At 67.2% G+C, this 23,329-nt stretch carries 23 protein-coding genes and 1 tRNA gene; 7 read left to right on the top strand and 17 right to left on the bottom strand.

Annotated elements, in window-relative coordinates:
* Window positions 1-2: 2 nt before the first annotated feature.
* The 12 genes from B5X90_RS01075 to B5X90_RS01020 form a co-directional block, all read right to left on the bottom strand.
* Window positions 3-2,021 carry a helix-turn-helix transcriptional regulator gene (locus tag B5X90_RS01075; protein ID WP_079549670.1) on the bottom strand — a complete coding sequence of 673 codons (2,019 nt, stop codon included), beginning with the start codon at window positions 2,019-2,021 and terminating at the stop codon, window positions 3-5.
* 208 nt (window positions 2,022-2,229) lie between these two features.
* A complete protein-coding gene (locus tag B5X90_RS01070; RefSeq protein WP_079549669.1) occupies window positions 2,230-2,625 on the bottom strand; it encodes an FKBP-type peptidyl-prolyl cis-trans isomerase in 396 nt (131 codons plus the stop codon).
* A gap of 57 nt (window positions 2,626-2,682) precedes the next feature.
* Window positions 2,683-3,618 (bottom strand): FKBP-type peptidyl-prolyl cis-trans isomerase, encoded by a 936-nt coding sequence (locus B5X90_RS01065; protein ID WP_079549668.1) that lies wholly within the window; start codon window positions 3,616-3,618, stop codon window positions 2,683-2,685.
* Between the two features lie 111 nt (window positions 3,619-3,729).
* On the bottom strand, window positions 3,730-5,094 hold the full coding sequence (gene pafA / locus B5X90_RS01060; protein WP_079549667.1) for a Pup--protein ligase: 1,365 nt from the start codon (window positions 5,092-5,094) through the stop codon (window positions 3,730-3,732).
* A gap of 1 nt (window position 5,095) precedes the next feature.
* Window positions 5,096-5,803, bottom strand: coding sequence for a proteasome subunit alpha (gene prcA / locus B5X90_RS01055; RefSeq protein WP_028275580.1), 708 nt, complete (start codon window positions 5,801-5,803; stop codon window positions 5,096-5,098).
* Window position 5,804: 1 nt separating this feature from the next.
* Window positions 5,805-6,647, bottom strand: coding sequence for a proteasome subunit beta (prcB, locus tag B5X90_RS01050; protein WP_079549666.1), 843 nt, complete (start codon window positions 6,645-6,647; stop codon window positions 5,805-5,807).
* Window positions 6,648-6,733: 86 nt separating this feature from the next.
* A complete protein-coding gene (locus B5X90_RS01045; RefSeq protein WP_026266331.1) occupies window positions 6,734-6,937 on the bottom strand; it encodes a ubiquitin-like protein Pup in 204 nt (67 codons plus the stop codon).
* Window positions 6,938-7,027: 90 nt separating this feature from the next.
* Window positions 7,028-8,701 carry a depupylase/deamidase Dop gene (gene dop, locus B5X90_RS01040; RefSeq protein ID WP_372702862.1) on the bottom strand — a complete coding sequence of 558 codons (1,674 nt, stop codon included), beginning with the start codon at window positions 8,699-8,701 and terminating at the stop codon, window positions 7,028-7,030.
* A complete protein-coding gene (arc, locus tag B5X90_RS01035) occupies window positions 8,698-10,509 on the bottom strand; it encodes a proteasome ATPase (RefSeq protein WP_079549665.1) in 1,812 nt (603 codons plus the stop codon). Before arc ends, dop begins: the two co-directional genes overlap by 4 nt.
* A gap of 84 nt (window positions 10,510-10,593) precedes the next feature.
* Entirely contained in the window at window positions 10,594-11,712 is a 1,119-nt protein-coding gene (locus tag B5X90_RS01030; protein WP_079549664.1) for a tRNA (adenine-N1)-methyltransferase, read from the bottom strand.
* 101 nt (window positions 11,713-11,813) lie between these two features.
* Window positions 11,814-13,001, bottom strand: a complete 1,188-nt coding sequence (locus B5X90_RS01025; protein WP_079549663.1) for a site-2 protease family protein — start codon at window positions 12,999-13,001, stop codon at window positions 11,814-11,816.
* Window positions 12,994-13,755, bottom strand: a complete 762-nt coding sequence (locus B5X90_RS01020; RefSeq protein ID WP_079549662.1) for an HAD family hydrolase — start codon at window positions 13,753-13,755, stop codon at window positions 12,994-12,996. Before B5X90_RS01020 ends, B5X90_RS01025 begins: the two co-directional genes overlap by 8 nt.
* A 153-nt stretch (window positions 13,756-13,908) precedes the next feature.
* Here B5X90_RS01020 and B5X90_RS01015 point away from each other — a divergent pair, with 153 nt between their 5' ends.
* Both B5X90_RS01015 and B5X90_RS01010 read left to right on the top strand, forming a co-directional pair.
* The gene (locus B5X90_RS01015) at window positions 13,909-14,814 is read left to right on the top strand and encodes a PAC2 family protein (protein WP_018772914.1); all 906 of its coding nucleotides are present in this window, start codon (window positions 13,909-13,911) and stop codon (window positions 14,812-14,814) included.
* Window positions 14,815-14,962: 148 nt separating this feature from the next.
* Window positions 14,963-15,481 (top strand): DUF1269 domain-containing protein, encoded by a 519-nt coding sequence (locus B5X90_RS01010; RefSeq protein WP_079549661.1) that lies wholly within the window; start codon window positions 14,963-14,965, stop codon window positions 15,479-15,481.
* Window positions 15,482-15,556: 75 nt separating this feature from the next.
* Here the strand turns inward: B5X90_RS01010 and mshC are convergent, their stop codons facing one another.
* Window positions 15,557-16,837, bottom strand: a complete 1,281-nt coding sequence (gene mshC / locus B5X90_RS01005) for a cysteine--1-D-myo-inosityl 2-amino-2-deoxy-alpha-D-glucopyranoside ligase (protein ID WP_079549660.1) — start codon at window positions 16,835-16,837, stop codon at window positions 15,557-15,559.
* Between the two features lie 15 nt (window positions 16,838-16,852).
* A complete protein-coding gene (locus B5X90_RS01000; protein ID WP_079549659.1) occupies window positions 16,853-17,686 on the bottom strand; it encodes an undecaprenyl-diphosphate phosphatase in 834 nt (277 codons plus the stop codon).
* 50 nt (window positions 17,687-17,736) lie between these two features.
* On the opposite strand from B5X90_RS01000, the gene B5X90_RS00995 reads away from it, so the two are divergent.
* Window positions 17,737-18,672: an aldo/keto reductase gene (locus B5X90_RS00995; RefSeq protein WP_079549658.1), complete on the top strand. Its 936-nt coding sequence runs from the start codon at window positions 17,737-17,739 to the stop codon at window positions 18,670-18,672.
* 29 nt (window positions 18,673-18,701) lie between these two features.
* On the opposite strand, the gene B5X90_RS00990 is transcribed toward B5X90_RS00995, so the two are convergent.
* Window positions 18,702-18,974: a hypothetical protein gene (locus tag B5X90_RS00990; RefSeq protein ID WP_079549657.1), complete on the bottom strand. Its 273-nt coding sequence runs from the start codon at window positions 18,972-18,974 to the stop codon at window positions 18,702-18,704.
* Between the two features lie 39 nt (window positions 18,975-19,013).
* On the opposite strand from B5X90_RS00990, the gene B5X90_RS00985 reads away from it, so the two are divergent.
* Complete coding sequence (locus B5X90_RS00985) at window positions 19,014-19,247, top strand: DUF5703 family protein (protein WP_018772920.1); 234 nt, start codon at window positions 19,014-19,016, stop codon at window positions 19,245-19,247.
* Between the two features lie 72 nt (window positions 19,248-19,319).
* Here the strand turns inward: B5X90_RS00985 and B5X90_RS00980 are convergent, their stop codons facing one another.
* Together B5X90_RS00980 and B5X90_RS00975 are read right to left on the bottom strand one after the other, a co-directional pair.
* Entirely contained in the window at window positions 19,320-20,483 is a 1,164-nt protein-coding gene (locus B5X90_RS00980; protein WP_079549656.1) for an acyl-CoA dehydrogenase family protein, read from the bottom strand.
* Window positions 20,484-20,499: 16 nt separating this feature from the next.
* Window positions 20,500-21,816 carry a M20/M25/M40 family metallo-hydrolase gene (locus tag B5X90_RS00975; protein WP_079549655.1) on the bottom strand — a complete coding sequence of 439 codons (1,317 nt, stop codon included), beginning with the start codon at window positions 21,814-21,816 and terminating at the stop codon, window positions 20,500-20,502.
* A gap of 164 nt (window positions 21,817-21,980) precedes the next feature.
* Here B5X90_RS00975 and B5X90_RS00970 point away from each other — a divergent pair.
* The 3 genes from B5X90_RS00970 to B5X90_RS00960 all read left to right on the top strand — a co-directional run bounded on the left by B5X90_RS00970 (window position 21,981) and on the right by B5X90_RS00960 (window position 23,263).
* A tRNA-Leu gene (locus B5X90_RS00970) sits at window positions 21,981-22,063 on the top strand.
* Between the two features lie 129 nt (window positions 22,064-22,192).
* Window positions 22,193-22,576, top strand: a complete 384-nt coding sequence (locus B5X90_RS00965; RefSeq protein ID WP_079549654.1) for a hypothetical protein — start codon at window positions 22,193-22,195, stop codon at window positions 22,574-22,576.
* Window positions 22,577-22,891: 315 nt separating this feature from the next.
* On the top strand, window positions 22,892-23,263 hold the full coding sequence (locus B5X90_RS00960; RefSeq protein ID WP_256859995.1) for a hypothetical protein: 372 nt from the start codon (window positions 22,892-22,894) through the stop codon (window positions 23,261-23,263).
* The last annotated feature ends 66 nt before the right edge of the window (window positions 23,264-23,329 follow it).

Here is a 23,329-nt window from a genome sequence, read left to right as displayed (position 1 = left end):
GATCAGTCTATCGGGCGATCCGGGAAGGCTTCGTATTGCGTCAGGGCTGCGGCGAGCCACTCCCGCGACGCGGCCGCGAGGGCCTCTGGCTGCAGGATCCGCACCATCCCGCCGTGCTGGGCAACGAACATCGGCAGCCAGTCCGTGCTGCCAAACCGGATTTCGGCGAGCATGCCGCCGCCGGGCAAGGCTGCGGTCCGCTCGGCGTAATAGTCGTCAGCGAGGCCGGTGCCGCGGGGCGCAAGTTCCACCACGACCACCGTGTCGTCGTCGTTTGGGGTGAACAGTTTCACCGGAAAGCTGTCAGCCGGCTTTGCCGTCGCGGCCACCGGACGGCCGTTGGGTTCAAGGGCTTCGATCCTGTCCAGCCGGAAGTTGCGGAGGCCCTGGGCGGAATGGCAGTACGCCTCGAGGTACCACGTGTTGTCCAGCGAATAGAGCCGCAGGGGGTCCACGTCACGTTCGGACACGGCGTCGCGCTGCGCCGAGAAGTATCTCAGGTGCAGCTGCGCGCCCGATTCGAGGGCGGCGCGGGCGGTGTCGAGGATGGCGGAATCGCCGGGTGCCACCTCTGGGCCGGAGAGCGCGGCCGCTTTGACGCCTTCCTCCCCCGCCGCGGCCATGAGTTTGAGCGTCACCGACTCCAGGGCGCCGCCCTCGGCGAGCTCGGGCAGGCTGTTGAGGGTCTCCAGGCCGGTCAGGAGCGCACAGGCCTCGTCCACGGTGAACCGTACGGGGCGGGTCAGGTCCAGGGCCTGGGTGATGAAGACGTGGTCATCGTCCCACTGGATGTCCAGCAGATCGTCGGGGTAGCCCTCCGGCAGGCCCGAACAGATCAGGATCCGCAGGTCGTCCTCGAGTGCTTTGCGGGTGATGCCAAACCTGGCGGCGACCTCACTGATGTGCAGTCCCTGGTTGTGGACCAGGAACGGGACGAGCTGCAGCATCCGCTTGAGCTGGTCCTCCGAGGTTCGTTTGCGGGTGCGGACGGCGCGGCCCGCCGCCGGGAAAGCCACGTCCGGCAGGGGCCTGTCGGCGAACTCGGCGGCCGCCGTGAGGCGGCGGCGGACGGCGGCGGCGAGTTCGGGGGGTGAAATCACGGTGACACGGGGACCGTAGGAGGCCAGCTCCTCGCCCAGGGTCTCGGCATCGCGGAAGGGCACCGCGAGGCGGTCCGTCCCGGCCGGGCGCCCCGGCGCAGCGGCTCCCGGCGCTGCGTCCGGAAGCGGCTGGGCGCGTTTGCGGAGGCCCAGGAGCCGCCCGTGTTCGACGTCGAGCACGGCGCTCTGCACCGGCAGCTCGGCCAGGCCGGCCAGCTCGGCGCGGACGTTGAACCCGGCCGGCGGCGTGAAAGTGTCCTTCTCCAGGACGGTCACGGCGGAGGTCAGGCGGGACAGGCGGAAGAACCGTTTGTCCCCCCGGCCCCGGTCGTGGCCCACGAGGTACCACTGGCCGAAGCGGCTGCCCAGGCCCCAGGGCTCCACCAGCCGCTCCTGCTCCTGGCCGGTGCTGCCGGCGAGGTAGCTGAACCGCACCGGGTGCTGGGCGTGTATCGCGGCGACCAGGTCCTCGAAAGCCTGGCCGGCGGGGCGGATGCGCGGCTGGACGCCGGTGGGGAGTTCGGCGTCCACGAGGCCGCCGGCGGCCTGCAGCTTCCGGACCGCGTCGACGGCGGCGGAGCCGAGGGCGGCGTGCTCCCAGAGCTGGGCCGCGAGGATCAGGACCGTGCACTCTTCGGGGGTGAGGCTGACGTCGGGCAGCCGGTTCGATTCCTTGCCGATCCGGTAGCGGGTGGTTGCCGGGTCGTCGGAGCCCCAGCCCGTGTCCGTCACGGCCTCGACGTCGAACCCAAACTGGCGCAGCTCGCCTTTGTCGCGTTCGAACATGCGGCCGAAGGCGACGTCACTGCTCGTGGTGTCGTGGTAGACCTTCTCGCGCAGCTCGCTGCGGCGCAGGCCGTACTTGGTGTTGAGCAGGGCGATGAGCAGGTTCAGGAGGCGTTCTGTACGTGAGGCGGACACCTCGCAAGGGTACTAAAGCCGGTCCCGGAAAATGACGAAAGCGCGGCAACAGCCGGAAGAACTTTTCCGATTGTTACCGCGCTCTCTCCCCAAGGGGAAAATCAGGGGAAAATCAGCGGCAGATCAGCGTGCTGATCCAGCAGGCTGAACCAGCCGACCGGTTCAGCCACCTGATTCAGCCGGACCGGCAGGGTCTGTGTGGCGTCCGCTAGCGGACGGCGACGAGGTCCACGACGAAGATCAGGGCCTCGTTGGGGCCGATCGCCCCGCCGGCGCCCCGGGAGCCGTAGGCCAGCTCGGACGGGATCTCGAGCCGGCGGCGGCCGCCGACCTTCATGCCCAGCAGGCCCTGGTCCCAGCCCTGGATAACCTGGCCGACGCCGACCCTGAAGTCCAGCGGCGCGCCGCGGCCCCAGGAGGCGTCGAATTCTTCACCGGTGGACCAGGCGACGCCCACGTAGTGGGTGGATACGGTGTCGCCGGCCTTGGCCTCGGCGCCGTCCCCTTCGATCAGGTCGGTGATGACCAGTTCGGTGGGGACGTCTCCTTCGGGGAAGTCAATTTCCGGCTTCTCGCGGTCGAGGTTGCGCTGTCCAAATGACATGGTTACTCCTTTGAGGTGACGTGTAGTGACTGTGGTGGTTGCAGTTGTTGCGGTGGATTACTTGACGCCGAGGATATCGACGACGAAGACGAGGTCGCCCTTCGCGTCGCCCTGGCCCTGATCTCCGTAGGCCAGGTCCTTCGGGACGACCAGAAGGACACGGGAGCCGACCGTCTTGCCGGTCAGGCCCTGGGTCCAGCCCTTGATGACGCCGGTCAGCGGGAAGGAGGCCTTCTTGCCACTCTCGAAGCTGGAGTCGAAGACCTTGCCGGTGGCGAGGGCGACGCCTACGTAGTTCACAGTGATGGTGTCGGTCGACTTGAGGGCCTGGCCCTTGCCGGTGATGAGGTCCTGGGAGACCAGCGCGGTCGGCGCCTTGACGCCGGCGACGGAGATTTCCGGGACGCCCTTGTCGTTGTCCTTGACGGTCGGCAGTCCGGCCGGCGGGGTGACGGCGTCGCCCTCAGGCTTGTCCAGGACCGGCGGAGCGTCCTTGGCGGAGAGCACCTTGACGATCAGGAGCTGGGTCGGCTTGGCCGCGGTACCCTCGGCTGCGGCCTGGCCGGGAACGGCCAGGGCGAGGTGCGAGCCGATCTTGGCGCCCACGAACGCGTTGTAGATGACGGGGCTGCTGGTCTTGAGCTCGTCGTTCAGCTCCAGCGGCTCGGGATCGTTCGGGAACGTGTCTTCGAGGGTGGAACCGTCGGTGCCGTTGAAGGCCACGATCGAAATGTTGGCGATCTGGTTGGCCTTGACCCGCTCGCCACCGCCCTCGGTGACCACCTTGACAGTGGGTTCCTTGACGTCGAGCGGCTTGGTGAAGTCGACGCCGGGGGCCTTCTTGTCACCGTTCTCGGTCAATTTGACCGAGTCCAGCTTGGCGGTCTCACCCGCGGACTGGCTGGTGGGTTCCGGAGCCGGAGGCGCTTCGCTGCCGCCGCAGGCGGTCAGCAGCAGCAGTCCGGGAAGAAGAATTGCTAGTAGTCGGCGCAATTGGAAACTTTCGTCGAGGCAGGGTGGACTCAGTGCCGTTCGGTTTCCCGCGGCAAAGAAAGCGGCAGCCGCAGGGCGGCCCCACCCCAGAATAACGTGCGAAGCTGGGTATCAGCCCATCGAGTCCAGCAGCGCATCCACCCGGTCGTCCACGCTCCGGAAGGGATCCTTGCACAGAATGGTCTGGTGGGCGCGGTCGTTCAGCTTCAGATGAACCCAGTCCACGGTGTAGTCGCGGCCGAGTTCCTGGGCGCGCCGGACGAAGTCGCCGCGGAGTTTGGCGCGCGTGGTCTGTGGCGGGGCATCCACCGCGTCCTTGACCGCGGTGTCGTCCACCACCCGGCGCACGGCCCCGCGGGCCTGAAGCAGATAGAAGAGGCCGCGGCCACGGGAAATGTCGTGGTAGGTCAGGTCCAGCTGCGCAACCCTGGGAGCGTCAAGGCCGAGCCCGTGCCGTTCCCGGTAGTTGTCCATGAGCTTTTTCTTGATGGCCCAGTCCACTTCGGTATCGATCGTGCTCGTGTCGCCGCTTTCGATGGCGTCCAGCGTGCGCTCCCAGAGGTCCAGGATCAGCGGCACGTGGGGGTTGTGCGCGCCCTGTTCGGCCACGAACGCGGTCACCTTGCCCAGGTATTCGCGCTGGATTTCCAGGGCCGTGAGCTGCCGGCCGTTGGCGAGCCGGACCAGGGCGCGGCCGCTGAGGTCGTGGGAGATTTCCCGGATGCTGCGGATCGGGTTCTCCATCCGCATGTCGCGCATGATCACCCCGGCCTCGATCATCCGCAGGATCAGGTCCACCGTGCCGATCTTAAGCAGCGCCGTCGTTTCGGACATGTTGGAGTCGCCCACGATCACGTGGAGGCGCCGGTAGAACTCGGCGTCCGCGTGCGGCTCGTCCCGGGTGTTGATGATGGGCCTGGAGCGGGTGGTGGCGGAGGAGACGCCTTCCCAGATGTGGTCGGCGCGCTGGGAGAACGCGAAGGTCGCCCCGTGCGGGGTCTTGAGGATCTTGCCGGCACCGGCGATCAACTGGCGGGTCACGAGGAACGGGATGAGGATTTCCGCGAGCCGGGAAAATTCCCCGCGCCGCGGGATGAGGTAGTTTTCGTGGCTGCCGTAGGAGTTACCGGCCGAGTCCGTGTTGTTCTTGAACAGGTATACGGTGCCGTTGAATCCCTCCGCCGCCAGCCGTTCCTGGGCTTCGTCCACGAGGTCGCACAGGATCAGTTCCCCGGCACGGTCATGGGCGATCAGCTGGGCGAGGTCGTCGCACTCGGCGGTGGCGTATTCCGGGTGCGACCCGACGTCCAGGTAGAGCCGCGAGCCGTTGGTCAGGAAGACGTTGGAGGACCGTCCCCAGCTGACCACCTTGCGGAAGAGGTAGCGGGCTACTTCCTCCGGTGCCAGCGGCCGGGACTCCGGGCTTGAATAGGAAATTCCGAATTCGGTTTCGATGCCGAATATGCGCTTGTCCATCTCACTTCTCCTCAGCCAGCAATGCCACGATGTCCGGGTCCTCGAGCCGGCGGAACGCCCGGCGGGTGCCGCGGCCGCTTTCCGATCCCCGGTCCAGTACCGCAACTTCCAGTGCGGATACGGGCAGGGTGGTGGTTTCCTTGTCCGCCACGAGCCCGGCGAGGGCCAGCCGGATGGCGCCCGCGAAGTCGAGCTCGCCCTGCCAGCCCGCCGCGACAGCCTCGGAGACCTTGTCCGCCTGGCCGCCCATCACGATAAAGCCGTGCTCGTCGGCGATGGACCCGTCAAAGGTCAGCCGGTACAGATGGTCCGCCTCCTGGGCCTGACCGACTTCGGCCACGGCCAGTTCGACCTCGAAGGGTTTCTGTTCGGCCGTAAACACCGCGCCGAGGCTCTGGGCGTACACGCTGGCGAGGCCGCGGGCCGTGACGTCCTCGCGGTCGTAGGAATAGCCGCGGACATCGGCGTACCGCACCCCGGCTTGCCGCAGGCTTTCAAACTCGTTGTACTTCCCGACGGCCGCGAACGCGATTTTGTCGTAGATCTCGCCGATCTTGTGCAGCGACGGGGACGCGTTCTCCGCCACGAGGGCAATCCCGTCCCGGCAACTGATGACCACCACCGAACGTCCGCGGGCGATGCCCTTCCGTGCGAAGTCCGCACGGTCCTTCATCAGTTGTTCGGGAGATACATAGAACTGCTGGGTCATCTCAGGCCTCCCGCTGGGCGACGGCGCGGGATTCGATGATGAGGCCGGCCACGGCGGCAAGGTCGCGGTCCGGGACCCGGAAGGCGCCTGTCCGGTTCACGATGTACACGACCGGCCATAGCTGCCGGACGGGGTCCGGGCCGCCCGTGGCGGAGTCGTCGTCGGCGGCGTCGTACAGGGCCTCGACGGCGACCGCCACGGCGTCCTGCTCCGAGAGGCCGGGACGCCAGAGTTTCTTCAGCGCGCCGCGGGCGAACATCGAGCCGGATCCCACCGCGTGGTGCTCCTGTTCCTCGTAGCGGCCGCCCGTGACGTCGTAGGAGAAGAGCCGGCCGAAACCTGCGGGCCGGTCGAATCCCGCGAACAGGGGCACGACGGCGAGGCCCTGCATGGCCATGGGAAGGTTGCCGCGGACCATGGCGCCGAGCCGGTTCGCCTTGCCGTCCAGGCTCAGGAGCGTGCCCTCGATCTTCTCGTAGTGTTCGAGTTCAACCTGGAACAGCCTGGTGATGTCCAGGGCGATGCCGGCGGTCCCGGCAATGCCCAGCACCGAATACTGGTCGGCCGGAAAGACCTTCTCGATGTGCCGGCTCGCGATCACGTTGCCCATGGTGGCGCGGCGGTCCCCGGCCATCAGCACTCCCCCGGCATAGGTCATCGCCACGATCGTGGTCCCGTGCGGGGCCTGCAGCGGTGCTCCCGTCTGTCCGGTGTGCCCGGCGGCGGGCAACTGGTTGAAGGGCATTTGGCCGAAGGGCATCAAATCGGGCCGTTCGCGCTGCAGATGCTCGGTGAATGAGGACGTCGCGTTGGCTGCTACTCGGTTGGCTGTTGTTTCCTGCACTAACGCTCTCCCTCAACGTGGTGGATCAACGACTCTTCCGGCCCTTAGCCCCTCCCGCCGCCCTCATCCGGCGGCCGGCGGCGCTCCTACTGGCCGCCCTTTTGGACGAATGCGCGGACGAACTCCTCGGCGTTGGACTCCAGCACGCCGTCGATCTCGTCGAGGAGATCATCGACGCCCTGGGTGGCTGCCGAGGCCTGGGCGTCCGCCGGGGCCGGCGGCGCGGCGGGGACGTCCTCGTCAACCTCGGTGTCCCGCGACTGCGGCTGCTGCTGCTCCTGGCCTGCCATTGTTTTCTCCTTCATGTCCGTCCCTTTTCTCGTAAGGGACATCCTGTAGCAATAGTGCCACGCCCGGGGCGCCCGCGGGGGGCTTTGTTTTCAGGAACCGGGGCTGAGCCCGAGCAGTTCTGCCAGGAACGTCCCGGCCTCCCGGTGCCGGGCAAACAGGCCGCCGGTGAGGGCTTCGGTTCCGCGCAGCGGCTCGCGGGTAGGGACCCGCTGGAGCCTTCCGCGGCCGGGGACATCGAAGATCACCGAGTCCCAGCTGGCCCCTGCGAGGTCCGCACCGAACCTGCTGACGCAGCGTCCGCGGAAGTACGCCCGCGTGTCCGACGGCGGTTCGGTCACCGCACGCGCGATCGCGGCGTCGTCGACGATCCGGTGCATCCGGTCGCGGGCCAGCAGCCGGTAGTAGAGCCCTTTTTCGGGGCGGATGTCGGCCCACTGCAGGTCCACGAGGCCCAGCCGGGCGTTGTCCCAGCCCAGGCCGTCACGCTGGCGGTAGCCCTCGAGCAGGGACAGCTTGGCGAGCCACTCGACTGAGGAAGCGGCGGCGGCCCGGTCACCGCCGAGTTCGCTCAGCGTGGCGGACCACCGCTCCAGGACATCGTGGGTGTGGCCGTCACCGTCCACGGCGTCCGCAACGCCGGTGTCCTGCGCGTGCTTGGAGGCGGCCTCGAAATAGATCCACTGGAGGTCTAGGGCGCTGATCCGCCGGCCGTCGGCCAGGCGCAGCAGCCCTGTGAGCGAGGTGTCGTGGCTGACGGCCTGCAGCGCGGCGACGGGCTCATGGACTTCGATCCGCGGCGCCAGCCCGGCCTCGATCAGGCTCAAGACCATCGCGGTGGTGCCGAACTTGAGGAAGTTGGACGCCTGGCTGAGGTTGGCGTCGCCGATGATGACGTGCAGCCTGCGGTATTTGTCCGCTGTGGCGTGGGGTTCGTCCCGGGTGTTGATGATGGGGCGGCGGATGGTGGTTTCCAGGCCCACTTCGGTTTCGAAGAAGTCGGCGCGCTGGCTGATCTGGTAGCCGGCCCGTGCGCTGTCCTGCCCGAGGCCCACCCGGCCGGCACCGCAAATGATCTGCCGGGTGACGAAAAACGGTGTGAGGCCGCGCACGATTTCGCCGAACGGCACCGAGCGGGGCATCAGGTAGTTCTCGTGCGAGCCGTAGGAGACCGACTTGTTGTCCGTGTTGTTCTTGTAAAGGTTGATCGGCGGCAGTTCGGGATCCGCGGCGAGGCGCCGGACCGCGGCCAGGGCCACGAGGTCGCCGGCGGCGTCCCACGTCACGGCGGCGCGCGGGTTGGTCACCTCGGGGCTGGAATACTCCGGATGGGCGTGGTCCACGTACAACCGTGCGCCGTTGCCCAGCACCATGTTCATCAGCAGCGTGCCGGACTCGTCCTCGCCGTCGGCCTCGAGTTCCTGCCGCCCGTAGGCGAGGGCGATCGCCTCGGCGTCGAGGACGGGAGGCTGGTCGGTGAGTTGTTCCGGTTCCGCGCTGCTGCGCTCCAAGGTCCAGCCGCGGGCGTCGTGCAGCGGTTCCTCGTCCGTGTAGTCCCACCGGGTCTCGGCGCCGCCGGCGGCCCGCTGCCGGGTCACCTGGGCGTACGCCTGAATGACCCGGGCTGACATCATCGTGGCGTTGGCTCCCGGGGCCGAGGGCGCGTGGATGCCATATTCGGTCTCCGATCCCATGACCCGCATCGCCCCGCCGACCGGCAGCCCGCCCGCAGTGTCGGCCGGCTTGCCAGGGACAACAGCCGTCACAGGTACTGCCCTGTGCTGGGCATCGTCTCGATGGACTTCCCGGGCTCCTGGCCGGCCTTGCCCTGGACGATGGTGCGGATGTACGTGATGCGCTCGCCCTTCTTGCCGGAGATGCGTGCCCAGTCGTCCGGGTTGGTGGTGTTGGGCATGTCCTCGTGTTCACGGAACTCGTCCACGACCGCCCTGAGCAGGTGGTCGATCCGCAGGCCCTTCTGGCCGATGGTCAACAGGTCCTTGATGGCGTACTTCTTGGCCCGGTCCACGACGTTCTGCACCACGGCGCCGGAGTTGAAGTCCTTGAAGTAGAGCATTTCGGTGTCGCCGTTGGCGTAAGTGACCTCGAGGTATTCGTTGGACTTCTCGGTGGAGTACATCGCCTCGACGGTGCGCTGGACCATGGCGTCCACGGTCGCCTGGACGTCGCCGTTGTGCTCGGCGAGGTCCGACTCGTGGAAGGGCAGGTCCGTGGTGATGTACTTGTTGAAGATGTCGGCCGCGGCCTCGGCGTCGGGGCGCTGGATCTTCACCTTCACGTCCAGGCGGCCCGGGCGCAGGATCGCCGGGTCGATCATGTCTTCCCGGTTCGAGGCGCCGATCACGATCACGTTGTCCAGCCGTTCGACGCCGTCGATCTCGCTGAGGAGCTGGGGGACGATGGTGGTTTCGACGTCGGAGGAAATGCCGGTGCCGCGGGTGCGGAACAGCGAGTCCATTTCGTCGAAGAACACCACCACCGGGCTGCCCTCGGACGCCTTTTCCCGGGCGCGCGCGAAGATCAGGCGGATGTGGCGTTCGGTCTCGCCGACGTACTTGTCGAGCAGCTCGGGTCCCTTGATGTTCAGGAAGTAGCTCTTCATGTCCGTCTTGCCGGCGCGCTCGGCGGCCCGGGCGGCCAGCGAGTTGGCCACGGCCTTGGCGATCAGGGTCTTGCCGCAGCCGGGCGGCCCGTACAGCAGGATGCCCTTGGGCGCCTTGAGCCCGTGCTCCCGGTACAGGTCCGGGTGCAGGAACGGAAGTTCGACGGCGTCACGGATCTGTTCGATCTGCGGGCCCAGCCCGCCGATGTCCTGGTAGGTGATGTCAGGGACTTCCTCGAGCACGAGGTTCTCCACCTCGGAGCGCGGGATCTTCTCCAGCGCGTACCCGGTGCGGGAATCAATGGAGAGCGCGTCGCCGACCCGGAGCCGCTGGGCGAGCAGGGCGCCGGAGAGCCGGATGACCCGCTCCTCGTCGGCGCGGCCCACCACCAGGGCACGGTCGGGCCCCAGCATTTCCTTGAGCGTGACCAGGTCACCGGCCCGCTCGTAGCCGAGCCCGGCGACCACCATCAGGGCCTCGTTGAGCAGGACTTCCTGCCCGACGGTGAGCTGGTTGATGTTGACCAGCGGGCTGATGCCAACCCGCATCTTGCGGCCGGCGTTGAAGATGTCCACGGATTCCTCCGTGGCCGCCTGGCCGCTGTTGCCGGCCGTCGGCTGCCGTTTCGGGTTGAGCTGGAGGATGGTGCCGAAGCTGTACGGCGGCTGTCCCTCCTGGTCGAGGGCGTTTTTCAGCCGCAGGATCTCGGCCTTGGCCGTTTCCAGCATGCTGACCAGTTTGGAGTTGTTCTGCGTCGCGGCGGCGAGCTGGCGGTCAATGTGGCGGAGCTTGTCCCGGAGGATGTTGACCTGCCGCTCGGCGACAGACAGCTCGTTGGCGGCATACCGGTCACCCTCGCCGGCTGCGGCGCGGGCCGCATCCGTGCGGGAGGCAGCATCCGCCGCGTCCTCGGCCGGTGTGCGGCCCGGGTCAGTATTCGGAGTCTCCATCGTGCATCAGCCCCTTCCTGCTCTTCTGTTAAGACCATAGCCCTAAGAAGGCGGGTGCCGCTGGAGACATCCGAAATATGCTGCCTAGTTCGTTATCTCCGGGGCGTCGACGACGTTCGTTCCGGCGATTGCGTCGCGGGCGGCGCGGCGCAGCTTCTTGTCCGAGACCGCACGCTCGCCCACAGCGCCCGGGGTCCAGGCGTTGACGTCTTCTTCGTTAAAGTCGGTCTTGGAGGGGCGGCGCTTTACCGAAATGCCCGTGACGCCGTCGGCGAGCCGGCGGGTTACCAGCAGGAAGCCCGTGTGGGCGACCATGCGGTGGTCCGGGCGGACGGCCAGGCCTTCGAGATGCCAGCCGCGGACCATGGATTCCCAGGCGTCGGGTTCGGTGAAGCGTCCGTCCGCGCGGATAGCTTCGGCTGTCCGCGAAAGCTGCGTCACAGTCGCGACATAATTGATCCACACGCCGCCGGGGGCGAGGACGGTGGCGACGGCGTCGAGGCATTCCCACGGCGCGAGCATGTCCAGGACCACGCGGTCCACGGAGCCGGGCTCCTCGGTGCGCACCACTTCCTCCTGGAAGTCGCCAAGCGAGATCTTCCAGGCCGGGTGCGGGCCGCCGAAGATGGTCTCGACGTTGCCGCGGGCGATGTCCGCGAACTCCTGGCGGCGTTCGAAGGAATGCAGGTAGCCGTTGTCCCCCACCGCGCGCAGCAGGGAGATGGACAGGGCGCCCGAGCCGACGCCGGCTTCGACGACGCGTGCGCCGGGGAAGATGTCCGCCATGGTCACGATCTGGCCGGCGTCCTTGGGGTAGACCACGGCCGCGCCGCGCGGCATCGAGAGCACGAAGTCCGAGAGCAGCGGGCGCAGGGTCTGGTACTGCTGTCCGACGTTGTTGACCACCACTGAGCCGTCGGGCTTGCCGATGATCTCGTCATGGTTCAGGAAGCCCCGGTGGGTGTGGAAGGCACCGCCGACTTCGAGGGTGATCGTGTTCATGCGGCCGCGCTCGTCCGTGAGCTGGACACGCTCGCCTTCGCGGAACGGTCCGCGGCGGCGCGCGGCGCCGGTGGCACCATTAACGCCGGAGGCAGTGCTGCCTGCGGCGGCGGTGGTGGCGGTGCCTCCTGCGGCGGTGGTGGCGGTGCCTCCTGCGGCGGTGGTGGCGGTGTTAGTGCCTGCGGCGGTGTCGCTGCTCATGAAGATGTTCCTCGCTCCTGTAAAGCTGTGTGGCCGCGGACATGCCGGCGGGCACCGGTCCTTGCGCGTGGGGGCCGGAAATTCACGACCGCCCAGTAACTCTACCGGTTCTGCCCCTGGTTCTGGCGTTCGTTCCGGTACTTGCCCGTTATGGCCCGGACGACGGCGGACTGGCGCAGCAGCCCGGTGACGGCGCCCTCGCGGTTCACCACCGCGTACTCCTGGCCCTCGAGCTGGGCCAGGTACTGGACCAGCTCTTGGCCCTTGGACCATTCGGGAACATAGGCGCCCGCGCCAAGGGGGTAGGAGACCGCGGTCAGGGCGGTCGCTGCGGCCAGTCCGGCAGGGACGCTGGCTGCGGCGCCGGCGTCGACGATGGCCACGGGACGGCCGTCCCGGTCGCACAGCACCACGGCGGGCTTTCCAGCCGGCGCCCGGTCCAGGAGGTCCGCGACCGTGGCGGTTTCCGGAAGGCCAAGGGCGGGTTCGGCGAGGGCAGCCGCGTCGACGAGGTGCAGCCGGCCCCGCAGGCGGGCCTGCTGGATCGAGGCCGACGCCCCCATCCACAGGAAGCTGCCCACCAGGGCGGTGATGAGGGTGAAGGAAATATCCGGCCGTGCGCCGCTGACCAGCGGCAGGACAATAAACCACAGGGCGAGGGCGATCACGATGATGCGGCCCGCCCAGCCTGCCGCAATTGTGCCCTTTTCCTGGCTGCCGGTGGCTTTCCACACGGCGGATTCGACCAGCCGGCCGCCGTCCAGCGGAAGGCCGGGAAGGACGTTGAAGATGCCGATCAGCAGGTTGGCCCAGACGAAGATGTTGGCCAGGATGTCGGCCACGCCGTTCAGGTCGCCGAAGGCAAGCGGGAGCCAGCCTGCGCCGGCAAGGACGAAGTTCGCGGCCGGGCCGGCCATTGCCACCAGCACGGAGCGGCCGGGTGAGGCCGTGAAGCTCTGGAACTGGGTGTGGCCGCCCCAGAGGTTGAGGACAATTTTCTCCGTGGGCCAGTGGAACAGCTTCGCGGTCAGCGCGTGCGCGAGTTCGTGGGCCAACACGGAAATCAGGAGCAGCAGCGCGTAGGCGAATGCGACGAAGAAGGCGGTGACGCCGAGGCGCGGATTGTTGCTCTGCAGGACCGGCCCGTAGGCGATCACCGTGAAGGCCGCGATGATGAACCAGGAATACGCCAGAAATACCGGGATACCGGCAATCCGGCCCAGCGGGATTCCCTCCCGGCGGGTAGCCGGGGTCTTGCCGGGCTGCCCCTGGCTGCCGGTGTCAGCCACGGGCTTGGCCCGCGGTCGAGAGTGTGGTCGAGTCCGCGGCGGCGCCGAAGGTGGCGTCCGGGAATTCGTGCCGCAGGGCCACGAGCTCTTCCAGGTCCGCGACTGTCCGGCCTTCCAGGGTGCTCCAGGTGGCGCGGCGGGGATCGTGCGGGAGGGGCAGGATGTGCGGGATGGCGACCGTGACGACGCCGGAGGCCACGGCGGCGGCGACACCCGGCACGGAATCTTCCAGGGCTACGCAGTGGTGCAGGCCGAGTTCGGGATCCTGCTGCTGCAGGAGCTCGACGGCCGTGAGGTAAGCCTCCGGGTGCGGCTTGCCCTGGGTGACAGTGTCTCCCGTGACGAGGAATTCGAAGTAGGGCTCGGGCAGGCTCGCAACGATCTCCCGGGCCAGCGGGGCCTCGGACATGGTGACAAGGGCGCAACGGACGCCGGCGTTGTAGAGTTCGTCGAGCAGTTCGCGGGCCCCGGGCCGCCAGGGAATGGAGGTCCGGACCTGGCTGATCACGTGGCCGGTGAGGGTGTCGATGATTTCCCGCCGTTCCAGGGCCACCCCAGCTTCCTGCAGGATTCCCGCGGAAAACATCAGGGACTGTCCCACGAGCTGCATGGCCTGTTCGTGGGACCATTGTCCGCCGTGGGCTTCGACGAGTGCGTGTTCGGCTGCGATCCAGTAGGGCTCGGTGTCGACAATGGTGCCATCCATGTCCCAGAGCGCTGCTTTAAGGAGGGGCCGGGAAGCTGAGGATCGCATGCCTTCCAGTCTACGGGGAAGCCCGCGGCCGGGCGCCCGCGCTACGCCTACGGCGAATTCCGCGCCCCCGACCTTGGGATTCCGGGCGGAAATTGCGGTTCCTTGGCGCGCGATTGCCTGCGCGCGGCGGGTTCTTGGACGTAGGGTGATGGCATGAACAGCTTCGAGGCAGACCCCACCGAACCAGGCGCCGTCTCCGAGCCGGAGCGGCTGCTGCAGCCAGTCCCCGAGGGCCGGCGCATCACCGTCATGCTCGCGGCCTTCGAAGGCTGGAACGACGCCGGAGAGGCCGCCAGCGATGCCCTGCGCTACCTGAACAAGCTCTGGGGCGGCAAGAAGGTCGGGGCGATCGACGCCGACGAGTACTACGACTTCCAGTTCACCCGGCCCACGATCCGCCGCACGGCGGCCGGTGAACGGAAGATCAAGTGGCCTTCGACGCGGATCTTCAAGGCCAGCGTCCCGGACTCGAACGTGGACGTGATCTTCGTCCAGGGCACCGAGCCGTCCTACAAGTGGCGGGCCTACACGGCGGAACTGCTGGTGCATGCCGAGGCCCTGCATGTCGACTACGTCATCCTGGTCGGTGCGCTGCTGGCTGACGTGCCGCACAGCCGGCCCATTCCGGTCAGCACCTCCACGGACGACGCCGCACTGCGTGAGCGAATGGACCTGGAGGCCTCGCAGTACGAGGGCCCGGTGGGAATCGTGGGCGTGCTCGGCGAAGTGGCGTTGCTGGCCGGGCTCCCGACCGTGTCGCTTTGGGCGGCCGTGCCGCACTATGTGGCCCAGGCGCCGTCGCCGAAGGCGCAGCTGGCCCTGCTGCACCGGGTCGAAGAGCTGCTCCAGGTCCCGCTGGACACCACGGAACTCGTGGAGGAGGCCGACGCGTGGGAGCGCGGCGTGGACGAGCTCGCTACGGAGGATCCGGAAATTGCGGCCTATGTGCGCCAGCTGGAAGAGGCCAAGGACACCGCCGACCTCCCGGAGGCCAGCGGCGAATCCATAGCCCGCGAATTTGAGCGCTACCTCAAGCGCCGCGGCAAGGACAAGCCCTAGCCAGCGTCCCCCTCATGGCGGCATCCGGACCGGCTGCCTGCCCGTGCCTTCCGCGGACCAGAGTCTTATGACCCTGCCGGCGGGCGCCTGCCGCGGCGAGAGTTGGACCTGGCCGCGACGCCGGCCAATACCGAGTGGAGGGCACCCCATGACAGATCACAACTACATCTTGTTCGTGTCGTCGTACGCCGACGAGGGATCGGCGGCAGAGGATTTCAAGGCGATCAAGGGCATGGACGACGCGGCCGTCGCGGCCGCCGTAGTCCTGTCGCGTGACTCCTCGGGCAAGACCGAGGTCAAGGAGCACGGCGGCGGACTGGTCGCCGGCGGCACCACGGCCGGCGCAGTCGGCGGCCTCGTGGTCGGACTGTTCGCTCCGCCACTGCTGCTGTCCGGCGTGATCGGGGCCGGGATCGGCGCCGGTGTCGGTGCCATCAGGAAGCGGCACGAGGAGAAGTCCATCGGCGTCAACGCGGAGGAGTTTCTGCCGCCGGGCTCCTCGGCGATCGTCGCCATCGTCGACGACCTCTACCTTGACCGCGTCGACAAGGCGATCAGCAAGGCCACCAAGAAGGTCAGCAAAGCTGTCGAAAGTGGTGACTACGACGCCGTCGTCAAAGCCGTGAACGAGGGCGACGAGAAGATCATTGAGGCCGCCTCCTCCTGACCGGCCGACGCAGCCGCCCTGGAGACGGCCGCCGGGTTTGGGATCTTCCTCCGGTCGAGGCCGGTCGAAAACCGGTTAGAGTTCGACGCCGAGCAGGGCGTTGACGGCGTCGCCCACCAGCGCGGCGTCCGTGGCCGAGGCCTCCCCCGGGGCGGCCAGGGCGGTCTTGGCCCAGGCGTCGATCGCGGCGAGTGCGCCGGGCGCGTTCAGGTCGTTGGCGAGTTCGGTCCGCAGCCTGCCAAGCAGGGCCGCGGCGGAGCCTTCCGGCGCCACGGCGAGGGCCTCGCGCCAGGTGCGGAGCCGGTCTTTGGCCTCGGCGAATCCGGCGTCGGTCCAGGACCAGTCCGAGCGGTAGTGATGGGCCAGGATCGCGAGGCGGATCGCGGCAGGCTCTTCCCCGTCAGCCCGGAGCCTGGAAACCAGGACCAGGTTGCCCTTGGACTTGCTCATCTTCTCCCCGTCGAGTCCCACCATGCCCGCGTGCGCGAAGTGGCGGGCCAGCGGCACGCCCGCCAGCGAGTAGGCGTGGCCGGCGCCCATTTCGTGGTGCGGGAAGATAAGGTCCGAGCCGCCGCCCTGGACGGTGAACGGCCTGGGCAGGTACTCCTGGGCGATCACGGTGCATTCGACGTGCCAGCCGGGCCGGCCCTCCCCCAGCTCGCCGCCGGGCCAGCTGGGCTCGCCCTCGCGGGCAACCCGCCAGAGCAGCGGATCCAGCGCCTGGCGCTTCCCCGCCCGGCCAGGGTCGCCGCCGCGTTCGGCGAAGAGCTCCAGCATTTCGGCGTCGGAGAGTCCGGAAATGGATCCCAGGGTCCAGGCGTCGACGTCGTCCGTCGAGTGCTTCCCGGCGGCTTCGACGTCGTAGTAGACGTCGCCGTCGGGCTCGCTGCCGGTGCCGGGGACGCGGTACGCGAGTCCGTTGCGCAGCAGGCGCTCGATGGCGGGAACGATCAGGGGAACGGCCTCGACGGCACCGATGTAGTGGTCCGGGGCGAGGACGTTGAGGGCCTCCATGTCGGTCTGGAAGAGCTCGATTTGGCTCGCGGCGAGATCGCGCCAGTCGACGCCGGTGGCCGTGGCGCGCTCCAGGAGGGGGTCGTCGACGTCGGTCACGTTCTGGACGTAGGCGACGTGCTGCCCGCCGTCCCGCCACGCGCGGTTGAGGAGGTCGAAGGCGACATAGCTGGCCGCGTGGCCCATGTGCGTGGCGTCATAAGGGGTGATGCCGCAGACATACATGGACTGCTCACCCGTGGCCTCCAGGGTGACAATTCCGCCCTTGGCGGTATCGAAGAGGCGCAGGGCGGGCATGCTGCCGGGGAGCTGGGCAACAGGGCGGGAGGTCCAGGATTTCACAGACCAAGCCTAGTGCTAGGCGCTGATGACATTGAAACCGAGCAGCAGGAACAGGGACATTCCCAGGATGATCCGGTACCAGACGAAGAGCCGGTAGCCGCGGGTGGAGACGTATTTCAGGAACCAGCCAATAATGACGTATCCCACAATGAAGGCAATCACGGTGGCCAGGGCAGTTTCCGGGAGGCCGTACGGGCCGGTGATGCCTTCCTTGGAGACCACCTTGTACAACTGGTACAGGCCACTGCCGAACACGGCGGGGATGGCCAGCAGGAAGGAGTAGCGGGCCGCCGCCTCGCGGGTGTAGCCCATCAGGAGCCCGGCGCTGATCGTGCCGCCGGAGCGGGACACGCCGGGGAACAGGGCCAGGGCCTGCGCCAGTCCGTAATAGAGGCCATGTTTGTAGGTCAGCTGCGTCAGTTCACGGTCCTGCCGGCCGATGGTGTCGGCAACCGCGAGGACCATGCCGAAGATAATCAGCATGGTCGCGACGCCCCACAGGCTCCGGAGTACCGATTCGATCTGGTCCTGGAACAGCAGGCCCAGGACGATGATCGGGATGCTGCCCAGGATCACCAGCCAGCCCATGCGAGCATCCGGGTCCTGCCGGGACACTTTGCCGGTCAGCGAACCGGCCCAGGCGCGGATGATCCGCAGGATGTCGCGCCAGAAATAAACGATCACCGCCGTCTCGGTGCCCAGCTGCGTGATGGCCGTGAAGGCCGCGCCGGGATCGGACGCTTCCGGGAGGAAGGCGCCGACAATCCGCAGATGGGCGCTCGAGGAAATCGGGAGGAACTCGGTCAGCCCCTGTACCAGGCCCAACAGAGCCGCTTGTATCCAGTTCACGTTTATAGACCCTACGTTACGAAGCAGCCCGACCCCGTAAGCTAGCTGACATGCAGCAGCGTTATGTCGGCAACAGTGGGTTGCGCGTGTCCGCCCTATCCCTCGGCACCATGTCCTGGGCCAGGGAAACCGAGGAACAGGATGCCGCCGCCCTGGTGCGCTCCTTCGTCGATGCCGGCGGAACCCTGATCGATACGGCGGCGTCCTACGCCGACGGGCAGGCCGAGGCGATGCTCGGCGGGATACTGGGCGACGTCGTGGCGCGGTCCGAAGTGGTGATCTCCACAAAGGCCGGGCTGACGACGGCGGACGGGCGCCGGAGCGTCGACACGTCCCGCAACGGCATGCTGTCCGGGCTGGACGCGAGCCTGGCCCGGATGGGAACCGATTACGTGGATCTCTGGTTCGCGCACGCCTGGGATCCGAACGTTCCGCTGGAGGAAACCCTGTCGGCGCTGGACCACGCGGTGCGGTCCGGCCGGGCGCGATACGCCGGTGTCTCCAATTTCAACGGCTGGCAGACGGCAAAGGCCGCCGCAATCGCGGGCTTCCCCCTCGTGGCCAACCAGTCCGAATACTCGCTCCTGCAGCGCTGTGCCGAGATTGAGCTTATTCCGGCCATCGAGGATGCGGGGCTGGGCCTGATGGCCTGGGCTCCGATGGGACGCGGCGTCCTCAGCGGCAAATACCGCGGCCACATCCCGGCTGATTCCCGGGCCGCCAACCAGCGGTTGGCGACGTACGTGGAACCCTATCTCGAGGGACCGGCGTCCAGCGTGGTGGAGGCCGTCGCCATGGCGGCGAAGGGCCTCGGCCGGACTGCCCTGGATGTGTCGCTGAGCTGGCTGTTGTCCCAACAGGGTGTGGCAACCGCCGTCGTCGGCCCCCGTACACCGGTTCAGCTCAAGGAGATCCTGGATTCGGCGCTCGCGCCGCTGCCGCCGGAGATCGCGCAGGCGCTCGAAGACGTGTCCGACCCCGGCTGAGGACGGTCTACGGAGATCCGCAGGTCCCCTTAGTTCTCAGAATTTTCGAGGATCTCGAGGTCCTCTTCGTCGTCGACATCGTCTTCGTCGCCCTCTTCGTCGCCGTCGATCACTTCGAGCGGCGTCACTTCCCCGTACGCCTCGTACAGGGCGTCGTCGTAGACTTCAAAGGCATCGGCAACGGCGAAGAACGCCGCCTCGACCGCGGGATCCCCGTCACTTCTGCGGGCGGAGGCCGCCGCCAGGTGTTCTTCCAGTGCAGAGGTCAGGGACTGAAGCGCGACACGCGGATCGATGCTCATGACTTCACGTTAGTCGGAAAAAGACGAAAATGGAGAGCAATGAAAGAACATTTTCTGAGCAGCTCGGTCCGGCGGGAACGGGACTATGTGAAGCAGTACGAGTACCTCGTCCTGACGGTCGGTCCTGAGGATTCGCTCCCCGAGGCCCGCCGCCGGCTCGTGGAGCACTCCGAGTACGGCAAATGGGAACTGGAACGCAGCCGCCTCTACGTGGGCGGCGGGCGGCGTTTCTGGCTGCGCCGGAAAGTCATCCAGGTCCAGCGCACCGTCTAGGCCGCACACCGATCGCGGCCGCGCATTGGCCGGGTTCGGCAGCCGCGAACGCCGCGGGGAGTCCTGGGTTCTCTAGGGTGTCTCCAGCGGGCCCAGCCAGGCGTTCGCCACGGTGTTGTGGGCCGACTCGTCATCGGATGGGTGGAACATGCCTGCGAGCACGTCCCGGTACAGCCGCTCCAGCTCGGAGCCGCGGAAGTAGCTGGAGCCGCCGGATACCCGGATGGCGAGATCCACCACGGTGCGCGCCGTTTCCGTAGCCCGGACCTTGAGCCCCACGAGCCGGGGGAACCATTGGCTGCCGTGGTCCGCGAGGGCGTCGACGTCGGCCGCCACGGAGGACAGCTGCGGGTAGAGCGCGTCCATGGCCATCGCCGCCTCCGCCACCTTCCAGCGGATGTCCGGGTCCTGGGCGTAGCTGCGGCCGCCGTTCTTGAACGATGTCCGGCGCTGCACCGCTTCCACCCCGAGCGTGAGGGCCCGTTCGCCAATTCCGGTGTACACCGCGGCGAGGAGGGTTTCGAAGCAGGCGAAGATCGCGAAGATCAGGGGGTCGGCGTTCGGTCCCACCGGCAGTTTCCGGAAAATCCGTTCGGCCGGGACGACGGCGCCGTCCAGGAGGGTTGTGTTGGACTGGCTGGCCCGCATGCCGAGCGTGTCCCAGTCGGGCAGAATCTCGTAGCCGGGGGTTTCCCGGGTGATGAACCCGTGGACCAGTTCCCCGGCGCCGTCCGCGGCGTCGGCGTCTTTCCCGAAGATCCCCAGCCGCGTCCACGCCGGGGACAGGCTGGTGAAGATCTTGCGGCCCGTGAAGCTGTAGCCGCCGCCGGGCAGCGGGACGGCCTCCGTGCGGGAATCGAACAGCACGGAGTCGTTGCCTGCTTCCGAATTGCCGAAGGCGAAGACCTCACCCTGCGCCGCCTCCTGGAGGATAAAATCCAGCGAGGAGTCACCGCGGGCGGCAAGGACGTGGGCGACGCCGGTCCACACCAGGTGCATGTTGACCGCCAGTGCCGTGGCGGGCGCCGCGGTCGCCAGCCGGCGTTGCAACTGCGCCGCCTCCGCCAGCCCGAGGCCGAGTCCGCCGTCGATTACCGGGACGAAAATTTTCAGGTAGCCGGCCGCCGTGAGATCCGCCAGGTCTTCGTGGAAGAAGGCGTTGTCGCGGTCGTAGCCGGCGGCGCGGCCGCGGATCCGTTCCAGCAGCGGACCGTTCAGGATGTCCTCGGGGGTCATGGCAGGCGGTGTCCGCTCAGTAGTTGGTGAGCAGGGTGTCCAGCACCCGTGCACCGAATTTCAGGGAATCCGCCGGGACCCGTTCGTCGACGCCGTGGAACATGCCGGTGAAGTCGAGCTCGTCCGGCAGCATCAGGGGTGCGAAGCCATAGCCGGTGATGCCGAGCCGGCTCAGGGACTTGTTGTCGGTCCCGCCGGAGAGTGTGTACGGCAGCACCTTGGCGCCCGGATCCTCGGAATGCAGGGCATCGATCATCGAATCGACGAGGTTGCCGGCGAACGGCACCTCCAGCGAGACGTCGTTGTGCACGTAGCTGATGTCCACTCCGGTGCCGGCGAGTTCGCGCACGATTTCCAGCACCTGCTGTTCCTGCCCGGGCAGCGTGCGGCAGTCGATGAGGGCTTCGGCCGATTCCGGAATGACGTTGTGCTTGTAGCCGCCTTTGAGCAGGGTGGGATTGGTGGTGTTCTGCAGGGTGGCTCCGACAAAGCGGGCCACCGTGCCGAGTTCCTTGAGGATCTTCTCCGGGTCATCGGGATCGAATTCGACGCCGGTCAGTTCGGTGACGCCGTCGAGGAACTGCCGGGTGGTCGGCGTGAGCTCGATCGGCCAGTTGTACGCACCAATCCGGGAGACCGCGCCGGCAAGCCTGGTCACGGCGTTGTCGGTGTTGATCTGGGAGCCATGGCCCGCGCGTCCGTGGGCCACAAGGCGGAGCCAGGAGAGGCCCTTCTCCGCCGTCTGGAGCAGATAGGTGCGCTGGCCGCCGATGGTGGCGGAGAATCCGCCGACTTCGGAGATCGCCTCCGTGGCGCCCTCAAAGAGTTCGGGCCGCTTCTCGACGGCGTAGCGGGCGCCGTAGGTGCCGCCGGCTTCCTCGTCGGCGAAGAACGCGAAGATGAGGTCGCGCTTGGGTTTGCGTCCCGTGCGGGCGAAGTTGCGCAGGACGGACAGGATCATGGCGTCCATGTCCTTCATGTCCACGGCGCCGCGTCCCCAGATCAGGCCGTCCTTCAGTTCGGCGCCGAAGGGGTCAACCGACCACTGTTCGCGCAGGGCCGGGACCACGTCCAGGTGGCCGTGGACCACCAGGGCGCTGGCGGAGGGGTCCTCCCCCGCCAGCCTGGTGACCACGCTCGCGCGCCCGGGGGCTGCTTCGAAGATTTCGGCGTCCAGCCCGACTTCGGCCATGAGCCCGGCGGTGTATTCGGCGGCCGCGCGTTCACCGGGGCCGGAGCCGTCGCCGTAGTTGGACGTGTCGATCCGGATCAGTTCCTGGCAGATCCTGACGACCTCATCCTCTGGCCTGGTTTCGGTCCGGTTCTCAGTCATAGCGGCTCCTCGTGGCGGGTGGCTCAATTGCTTGCTTCAGCCTACCCACACCACCCCCGCGGACCCCGATTATTTGTTTCCGGAAAAGTCGTGCTAGAGTCTTTCTCGCTGCTTCCGAGAAAAGCAAAACGCTGAAAGGCGAAACGAACTCGGAATTACCACCTGCGCGGGTGGCGGAATGGCAGACGCGCTAGCTTGAGGTGCTAGTCCTCGAAAGGGGGTGGGGGTTCAAGTCCCCCTCCGCGCACAAGGGAAAACCCCTGGAATCCAAGGATTCCAGGGGTTTTTTTCTGTCTCCGACCACGCGAGTTCCAGTTTCACCCACGCGGACGCTGAAAAGCGACACCCGCCGGACCGACCTCCGCATAGTGGTTTTGTGGCTTACATCGAGGACAGAGAACGCAAAGACGGATCCGTCACCTACTACGTACGGTGGATCGATCCGGACACCAGACAGCGCATGTGGCAGAAGATGGACTCAGCGGACAGCGCCAACTTCGAAACTACGCCTTCTGGGCAGCACGTTGTCAAAGTGGTCCGGGCATGGACCAGGGACAAAAACAACGTGCCGTACGTCGGCCCACCCAAGACGAAGCAGTCGAAGAGAACTGTCGCTTTGACCGATAGTGTGTTCTCAAACCTGCAGCCGCTGCTTCACGACGCCGCAACGAGCAAATCGTTCGTGTTTGTAAACACCGCTGGCACCCATCTCCCGCACAATCGGGCCTGGGACGCTTGGGATCTTGCGGTATCCCCGTGAGACAGATTGTATGAGAGAGTACCGACACCGAAACGGCGTAATTCCGGGGTCTGGCGACCATCCCCGTTAACTAGAGTTCGTGAGACCCGTTCCCACCGTGTGATGACGTGCCTTCCAGCGGACGCCCCGTAGACTCGGCCAATGTTTGGTTCTGGGGGGACAAGAACAGTCCACGGCGTTGCGACACTCATCATCAGCACACTTTTGGCCGGTAGCCTGGCCGGCTGCGCCTATGAGGACCAGGGAGATCCACTGCCAACGACAGCAGGGGCCAGCGCACGGCCCGTGCACACCATTCCCCCGAAGGATCCGGCAGTGATGGCAGTGGAAGCCCGCAACTATGCTGAGCTGGGGCAGAGGTTGTCAAAGGTGCCGGGCAAAGTATTGCTGACCGACTCCGGCCCCGCAGACGGTCCGAGCATCGGCTTCCAAAAAGCCGCAACCGTGAAGACAGCCGGCCCGTACGCCGTCACCCTGGCTTGCGTCGGCATCCCTCACGCCCAGATCTTCCTTACCCAGCGAATCGTGGGCGGAGTAGACGACAAGAACTTCGAAATCGACTGCTCGGCGATCCAGACTCGCGCCGTGCAACTGCAAGAGGGATACGTCGGTATCCACCTCATCCGCCATGATTACAACGGTGCCTGGACAGGCGCCGTTGCGGGGATCAAAATCACGGCTCCCTAAGAACCTAGAACAGACGCGGCGTCGACCGATTGATGATCGCGAGCCGAGATCATCGCCTGAAGGTCG

The sequence above is a fragment of the Arthrobacter sp. 49Tsu3.1M3 genome (assembly GCF_900168135.1).
Lineage (GTDB): Bacteria > Actinomycetota > Actinomycetes > Actinomycetales > Micrococcaceae > Arthrobacter.
This window is presented reverse-complemented; position numbering and strand designations above follow the sequence as displayed.